The organism is Asaia sp. W19 (genome assembly GCF_003994335.1).
In the GTDB taxonomy this organism is placed as follows: Bacteria; Pseudomonadota; Alphaproteobacteria; order Acetobacterales; family Acetobacteraceae; genus Asaia.
In genome coordinates, this window is record NZ_PNQZ01000071.1 from 1 (window position 1) to 6,487 (window position 6,487).

The 6,487-nt window shown below is 59.3% G+C and carries 6 protein-coding genes; 2 read left to right on the plus strand and 4 right to left on the minus strand.

The features are described from left to right. Together C0V97_RS15490 and C0V97_RS15495 are read right to left on the minus strand one after the other, a co-directional pair. A partial coding sequence (locus C0V97_RS15490; protein WP_199751937.1) for a putative zinc-binding metallopeptidase occupies nt 1–662 on the minus strand: 662 nt, incomplete at its 3' end. Nucleotides 663–703: 41 nt separating this feature from the next. Beyond that, a complete protein-coding gene (locus C0V97_RS15495) occupies nt 704–1,555 on the minus strand; it encodes a transglutaminase family protein (RefSeq protein WP_127101637.1) in 852 nt (283 codons plus the stop codon). 338 nt (nt 1,556–1,893) lie between these two features. On the opposite strand from C0V97_RS15495, the gene C0V97_RS15500 reads away from it, so the two are divergent. Both C0V97_RS15500 and C0V97_RS15505 read left to right on the plus strand, forming a co-directional pair. Then, the gene (locus C0V97_RS15500; RefSeq protein WP_127101639.1) at nt 1,894–3,360 is read left to right on the plus strand and encodes a circularly permuted type 2 ATP-grasp protein; all 1,467 of its coding nucleotides are present in this window, start codon (nt 1,894–1,896) and stop codon (nt 3,358–3,360) included. Next, on the plus strand, nt 3,357–4,388 hold the full coding sequence (locus C0V97_RS15505; protein ID WP_233582216.1) for an alpha-E domain-containing protein: 1,032 nt from the start codon (nt 3,357–3,359) through the stop codon (nt 4,386–4,388). The genes C0V97_RS15500 and C0V97_RS15505 overlap by 4 nt, the downstream gene beginning before the upstream one ends. Nucleotides 4,389–4,477: 89 nt before the next feature. Here the strand turns inward: C0V97_RS15505 and C0V97_RS15510 are convergent, their stop codons facing one another. Both C0V97_RS15510 and C0V97_RS15515 read right to left on the minus strand, forming a co-directional pair. Beyond that, complete coding sequence (locus tag C0V97_RS15510) at nt 4,478–5,680, minus strand: acyltransferase family protein (protein ID WP_127103476.1); 1,203 nt, start codon at nt 5,678–5,680, stop codon at nt 4,478–4,480. A 2-nt stretch (nt 5,681–5,682) separates the two neighbouring features. Continuing rightward, nucleotides 5,683–6,487: TonB-dependent receptor domain-containing protein (locus C0V97_RS15515; RefSeq protein ID WP_127103477.1), on the minus strand; the 805-nt coding region annotated here is incomplete at its 5' end.

Consider the following 6,487-nt stretch of genomic DNA (forward strand, 5'->3'; position numbering starts at 1 on the left):
TCACCGAACACCGCGCGGCATCGCTCGATCCTGCCGCCATCCCGTATCAGAAGATTCCAGTAATAATGTCCGATTTCATGACGGAAATGGCCAAGAAGCGTTCGGTAATATTCGCCCATCTCGACCCGCAGGCGCTCACGCTGCGCATCATCCGCCTCGCGTATGGCCAGAGTGATCAGACCATCGCTATGCCCCGTCATGACCGGGGCTGACCCGTCTGGCGCGTCTTCAAGAAAATCAAAAGCAAGCCCGTTTTCCGGGTCCTGCAGACGGCTTACGATGGGTAGTCTGAGTCTGATCAGGGCGTGGAAGAGCCTGTGCTTGGCGATTTCAATCTTGCGCCAGCGTTCCAGATTCCTGGGGTCAGCCAGATCAGGGATCGTGCGATTGAACTGACACGCGTAGCAGAGCGGTCCACGCGCCGATTCCTCCGGGCTGAGAAGCCAGTTACAGGCATCATGGGCATGATTGGCGCAATAGCGATGCGGCACGCTCTCGAAGCCCGGCTCCATGGGGAGCCACAAATCGGGCTCCTGGCCCGGATTGAGCGCCGTCAGATCGGCAACCTTGTGCAGATAGCCCACAGCGTGGTGGCAAGACTCGCAGCGCGTGTTCTCGAAGAACAGGGGCTGGGCGCAGCATTCACAGGAAAAGAGTTTCACGGATCGATCATCCCGGTGGCGATACCAGCCGGAACCCGTCGTCAGGGTTTTGGTTCCCTGTGAAGATAATGCGCCTGCATCAGAACATCGAATTCGGCATCGCACCGGTCGAGCAATCCCGAGACAGGTGCTGCGGCATCCGGCGTATCCGAGGCCGCGAGCGGTATGTGATTTTGCGCGGTGATCAACCCTGATGTCGTGTCGAACCCAACCCAGCCCTGATCCGGAACCCAGATCTCGGCCCAGGCATGCAGATCGCAGGTCAGTCGATCAGGATCCACCTGCAAGGCCGAAGGCTCGACGAGATAGCCCGACACGAAACGCGCAGCGTACCCCAGATGGCGCGCCAGAGCGATGAGGAGCCAGGCGCTGTCGCGACAGGATCCGGCCTCACGCGCCAGGGTTTCACCCGGTGCCCAGACGCCGGGCTCCATGCGCCGCATATAGTGCAGTCTGGTCGCGATACGGCGCGCGAGCGTGGTCAGACGTGCAAGATGCGTCCCCACGGGAGAGGGGTCATCCGCCTGGAGGAAAGCGGTAAGCACATTCGCCTCGACCACGGGGCGCCGATAGGTCGGGTCGAGGGGTTCTGCTGCGCCCCCTCCGGGTGACAAGGCAGGCAACGGGTCATAAGGCGCCAGGTCGACGATCATGCTGACATCGACCACGAATTCGGACATGCGCTCCGAAAAGATCACCTGAGACACGAGATTGTCATGACTGTCCTGCCCCCAGGTCAGCCCGGCGTGACTGGGACCGATCGAGAGGGCGTAGGTCGTGATCGCGTTGCGCATACGCAAGGGTGGCCGCAGACGAATCGTCTGGGGGCCGAGCGAGACCATACGGTCATAACGATAGGTTGTGCGGTGATTGAGCAGGATCGGCCTGCTCATGGCCGTCCCTGCCCCCCGAGGCACGATCTCATGACGTGGACTTCCCAACTCCTTGTGCTCGGCAAGAGCAAACCCATGACGACAAGCCCCCCTCACCCGATCAGGATCAGGATCATGGGGCCCAGCCCTCGTGCAGGTCAGCACACGACGGCATGGCAACCATATCGCCCGAACGCGGTTTTTGCACGACTGGTCTTGTGAGTCCTTCGGGCCTCACGATGATTTCTGCCCCGCCGTTTTATATCTTGGCAAGCTCCGGAGTTTGGTAGTTTAATAATAATCCGTAACGTTTCGGACCAGGATACATCACGTCATTCCGAACCAGAAGGTGAGAAAATATGGCGTCTGACGCCTCGCCAATTCAGGAAGCCGGTATTTTTTCAACCTATGACAGGCCACAGTTTTACTGTGAACTGATGAATCGGGGCGATGAATTGCCAGAGGCATTACGGGAGGTGCAGGAAAGACTGTCCCATCTCTCTCTCAAGGACCTGCGCGATCGCACCGCCGATGCAGAGAGTCAACTCTGGCGGCTTGGGATTACCTTCACGGTCTATACCGAGCGACAGGCGATCGATCGCATCCTGCCTTTCGACATGATCCCCCGCCTGCTGACTGCCGAGGAATGGGCTTTCGTCGAACGTGGCGTGCAGCAGCGCGTCAAGGCGATCAACCTTTTTCTGTGGGACATCTATCACGACCGTCGCATCCTTGATGACGGGATCATTCCGTCGGATCTCGTGCTCAAGAACGCCAATTATTGCGAAGCAATGATCGGTGTCGACGTTCCTGGCGGTGTCTATGTGCATATCAACGGCACTGACCTGATACGGGATCGCTCCGGTCGGTTTCTGGTGCTCGAGGATAATGCCCGCACCCCGTCAGGCGTGTCCTATGTGATCGAGAACAGACACATGATGCTACGGCTCATGCCTGATCTGGCCTCGGGCATCGCCCTGCGCTCCGTGGACGATTACGGTGTGCGCCTGCATCGTGCCCTGTGCGACGTCGCCCCTGCGGGTATTGTCGATCCCCAGGTGGTTCTTCTCTCACCGGGCATCTATAATTCCGCGTACTTCGAGCATGTATTTCTTGCCCGTGAGATGGGCGTTCCTCTTGTCGAGGGGCGCGATCTGGTCGTTGAAAATCATCACGTTTATATGCGCACCGTCGCAGGATTGCGACCGGTTCACTCGATCTATCGACGAATCGACGATGCCTTTCTCGATCCTCTCGCCTTCAATCCCGAAAGCCTTCTCGGCGTCCCTGGGCTGGTGGATGCCTATTGCCGGGGCAATGTGACACTGGCCAATGCGTTGGGCACGGGTGTTGCGGATGACAAGGCTGTCTATGCCTACATGCCGCGCATCATCCGATATTACCTGGGTGAGGATCCCATTCTGGACAGTGTCGAGACGCATATCTGCGCCGAGCCAGAAGGACTGGCCCATACGCTGGATAATCTGGGCAATCTGGTTGTAAAGCCGGTGGGCGATTCAGGTGGATACGGCCTGATCATCGGCCCCCATGCCAGCGCGGACGAACTCGAGGCTTTTCGTGAGAAACTGATCGAGAACCCGGCCAATTACATCAGCCAGCCTGTCATCGACCTTTCCGTTGTGCCTACGCTTTGTCCTGCCGGGGTAGAAGCCCGTCACGTAGATCTGAGGCCTTTCGCCGTCACAGGGGCCTCGACATGGGTTCTGCCGGGCGGCCTGTCCCGTGTGGCGCTGCGCAAGGGCTCTCTGGTTGTCAACTCGTCACAAGGCGGCGGATCCAAGGATACATGGGTGATGTCCGCATGACACGTTTTTCGCCCCCGCTGCACGGGATGCTCCCCGACCTCAACACGCTGCTCTCGCGCTATGCCGAGAACATGATGTGGCTCGCGCGCTATATGGAGCGCATCGAAAACCTGGCGCGTGTTCTGGAGGTGACAGAAGCCTTCGTGCGAGGACCGGATGGCAGGCCCGTCTGGGACACTATCGTGCAGATCAACTCGGATGAGCAGCGTTTTCGCGAATGCTATCCCAACCCGCGTGAAGACGATTACCTGCGCTTTTACATCACTGACTGCTCCAATCCGGGATCGATCAAGTCCATGGCGCATTTCGTACGCGAGAACGCCCGTTCGGCACGTCCCCTGATCTCGACCGAAATGTGGATGCAGCTCAATGTCTTCACACGCTGGATGCTCGATCTGAGTGACGCCGATATCAGGCGCACCGGCCTTTCGGCGCTATGCAACCGGATCAAGCTCGATTGCCAGTCTCATAGTGGCATCACCTCTGGAACGCTGTATCGGGACCAGGCATGGTTGTTCTATCTCCTGGGTCGACATCTGGAGCAGAGCGACCAGATCACCCGGCTGATCGATACGCGCTATCATACGCTTTTGCCTAACGCCGCTGAGGTCGGCTCCGAGATCGACATGGCGCAATGGGCGTCGGTTCTGCGTTCGGCCGCGGCCTATCACGCCTTTCGCAGGCTCAAGCCCGTCACCACCACCCCGGCAAATGTGGTCGGCTTCCTGCTCAAGAACGAAGGCTTTCCGCGTTCTCTCGCCCTCAATCTGCGCCATGCCGATTCAGTGCTGGGTGCGCTATCGACCCATTACAATCTGCGCCGTCAGTCCTCCCCCGTGCAGGAACGCCTCTCGGAACTGCGTGCCATGCTTGAAGACCAGACCGCGGAAGAGATCATCATTCGCGGGCTGCACGAATGCATGCATTGGATACAGGAGCAGATCGAGGCCTGTCAGAACGACCTGGCAGCTGCATACTGGCCGTCTGCGGATCCGGTGATCGAGCGCACAGCCAGCCAGTCGCAGTGACCGCCGAGGCGAGGTGGGGGTGAAAAACACACACCCGCCTGGAGGAGCTGACGCTATGCCCCGTCAGCCTCTCCGCACGAGACGCTTTTTCAGAGCCTGATGACAATCTTTCGGTGCCAGAGCCAATAGCTCGGGATGAAACAGACCGCGACATAGGCAACCGCATAGATCAGAGAGGCTCCATCGCTGGCAGGAGCCGGACCGAACAGATTTTCGTAGAGCCAGCTCCCGGCGGGAAGGGTAGCCGCAGCCGACCAGTGCCAGCCCAGTACGATGGCAAGGATTTCAGAGAACAGATACGCCACGATCGGGTTCGCGCCGAAGACCACCCCGAAACGCACCATGCCGCGCAGTGCCGTATTGCCCCGCTGAGCCTGCCTCACATCGACCCAGTCATAGAGCCAGGAGAGGGCAAGCATATCGAGACCCCCGCAGACCAGCACATAACTGCTCGTCCAGAGATTCTTGTTCAACGGGAAGATCAGCGACCATACAAGGCCCGTCACGAGCAATCCGCCTCCGGTAAGACGCAAAAAGCCGAGAATACGCCTTGGGTGCCCCCGCAGGTCCTGACGTATGATGATGCCCGACAGAATGCCGAGTAAAAGCGTCGCGCCGCTTGGCACCAGCGTCAGAAGGCCCTCAGGATCACGATCGCCCTCATACAGCACGCCCATGCCGGTCAGGTCATGCAGCGCCCCCATGGCCAGCCGGTCGAGCCGCGCCGCAAGATTGCCATGGGGATCCATGAAAGCAGGACCGCCCGCAGCAGCCTCCGGGAAGGCGAGCAGGAGCAGGTAATAGACCAAAACCAGCAAGGCTGCCGCAACAGACAGGCCTCGCAAACGCAACCCTGCAAGATAAAGTCCCGCCCCGAAAGCGTAGCAGACGCCCAGATGCTGCAAGACACCATAGACACGCAGATCGTGAAAACCGCCGTGACCCAGAGCGTTCAGACCTATCCCGAGCAGGACCAGAGCGACGCTGCGCTGTGCGATCTCGCGCCAGAGCCGCCTGCGTCGTTCCCCTTTCTCAAGGCACCGCCCGAGCGCAAATGGAATGGCACAGCCCATGATGAACAAGAAGCTGGGGAAAACGAGATCCGCCAGGGTCAGACCGTTCCAGTGCGCATGAAGCAAGGGCCAGAAGGTATGCGCCCAGTCGCCGGGGTTATTGACCAGGATCATCAGGGCAATGGTCAGACCGCGCAGGACGTCGAGTGACTCGACGCGCCCCCTGCCCAGGGCAATACCGTCGGAGGGGGATGGAGCCCCCCTATACCGCTCGCGCATGCTCAGAACCCGCTCGATACAGTGGCGTAGACACCGAAGGGCGCGCCGATAAGATAGATGGGCGATGAACCCGGCACTACGACCCCGCTCCGGCTGAGCGTGTCACGCGCATTCGCCGTCGTGCTCCCGGCCATGGCAAGATAATGATTCCCCCCCAGATTGGTGAAATTGACCTGTATCTGCGGATGCTTCGCAGGGCCGATGGATGACAGTCGATAGCCGAGCGTCAGATCGGAAGTCACATATCCGGGGATATGCTCGTCATTCATAAAGGTCGTGTACTGGCCGCCCGTGTAGCGCAGGTTGAAATTCCCGAAGAAATGCCCCTGATCATATTGCAGCCCGACGGCCCCGGTGAATTTGGGGGAGCCAACCGCAATCTTGCCCCGTGTGGGCAGCACCTGCCCGCTCACCGCGAAGTCGTTATCCATGGTGGAGTGCAGATACTGGCCCGACAGATAGGGACTGAAATGATGCCAGGGCCTCAGGCCGAATTCCCCCTGGATACCCCGTGAGGTCTGTCCGCCCGCATTGATCGGCAGCGCAACGACAAGGGTCGAGCCCGGAATATACCCGGAGGACGAGATGTTGTGATTGGTCATGTTGAGATTGAACGCAGCGATCGAGAAATTCCAGAACCCGAAATGACGGTATCCGATCTCCTCGCTGATCGTATATTCGGGCTTCAGATTACCAACGGCCGAGATCTGCCCGGCATTGGGGTCATAGTCCGGCACGTAAGCCTCGGTCGAAACAGGCGCGCGAAACGCCGTCGTGCCATTGATATAGACCTGATTATGCGGATCG

Bases quoted from the DNA above. Each gene is read 5' to 3' on its own strand.
- C0V97_RS15510 (WP_127103476.1), bottom strand. From the start codon at position 5,680: ATGCGCGAGCGGTATAGGGGGGCTCCATCCCCCTCCGACGGTATTGCC.
- C0V97_RS15495 (WP_127101637.1), bottom strand. From the start codon at position 1,555: ATGAGCAGGCCGATCCTGCTCAATCACCGCACAACCTATCGTTATGAC.
- C0V97_RS15505 (WP_233582216.1), top strand. From the start codon at position 3,357: ATGACACGTTTTTCGCCCCCGCTGCACGGGATGCTCCCCGACCTCAAC.
- C0V97_RS15500 (WP_127101639.1), top strand. From the start codon at position 1,894: ATGGCGTCTGACGCCTCGCCAATTCAGGAAGCCGGTATTTTTTCAACC.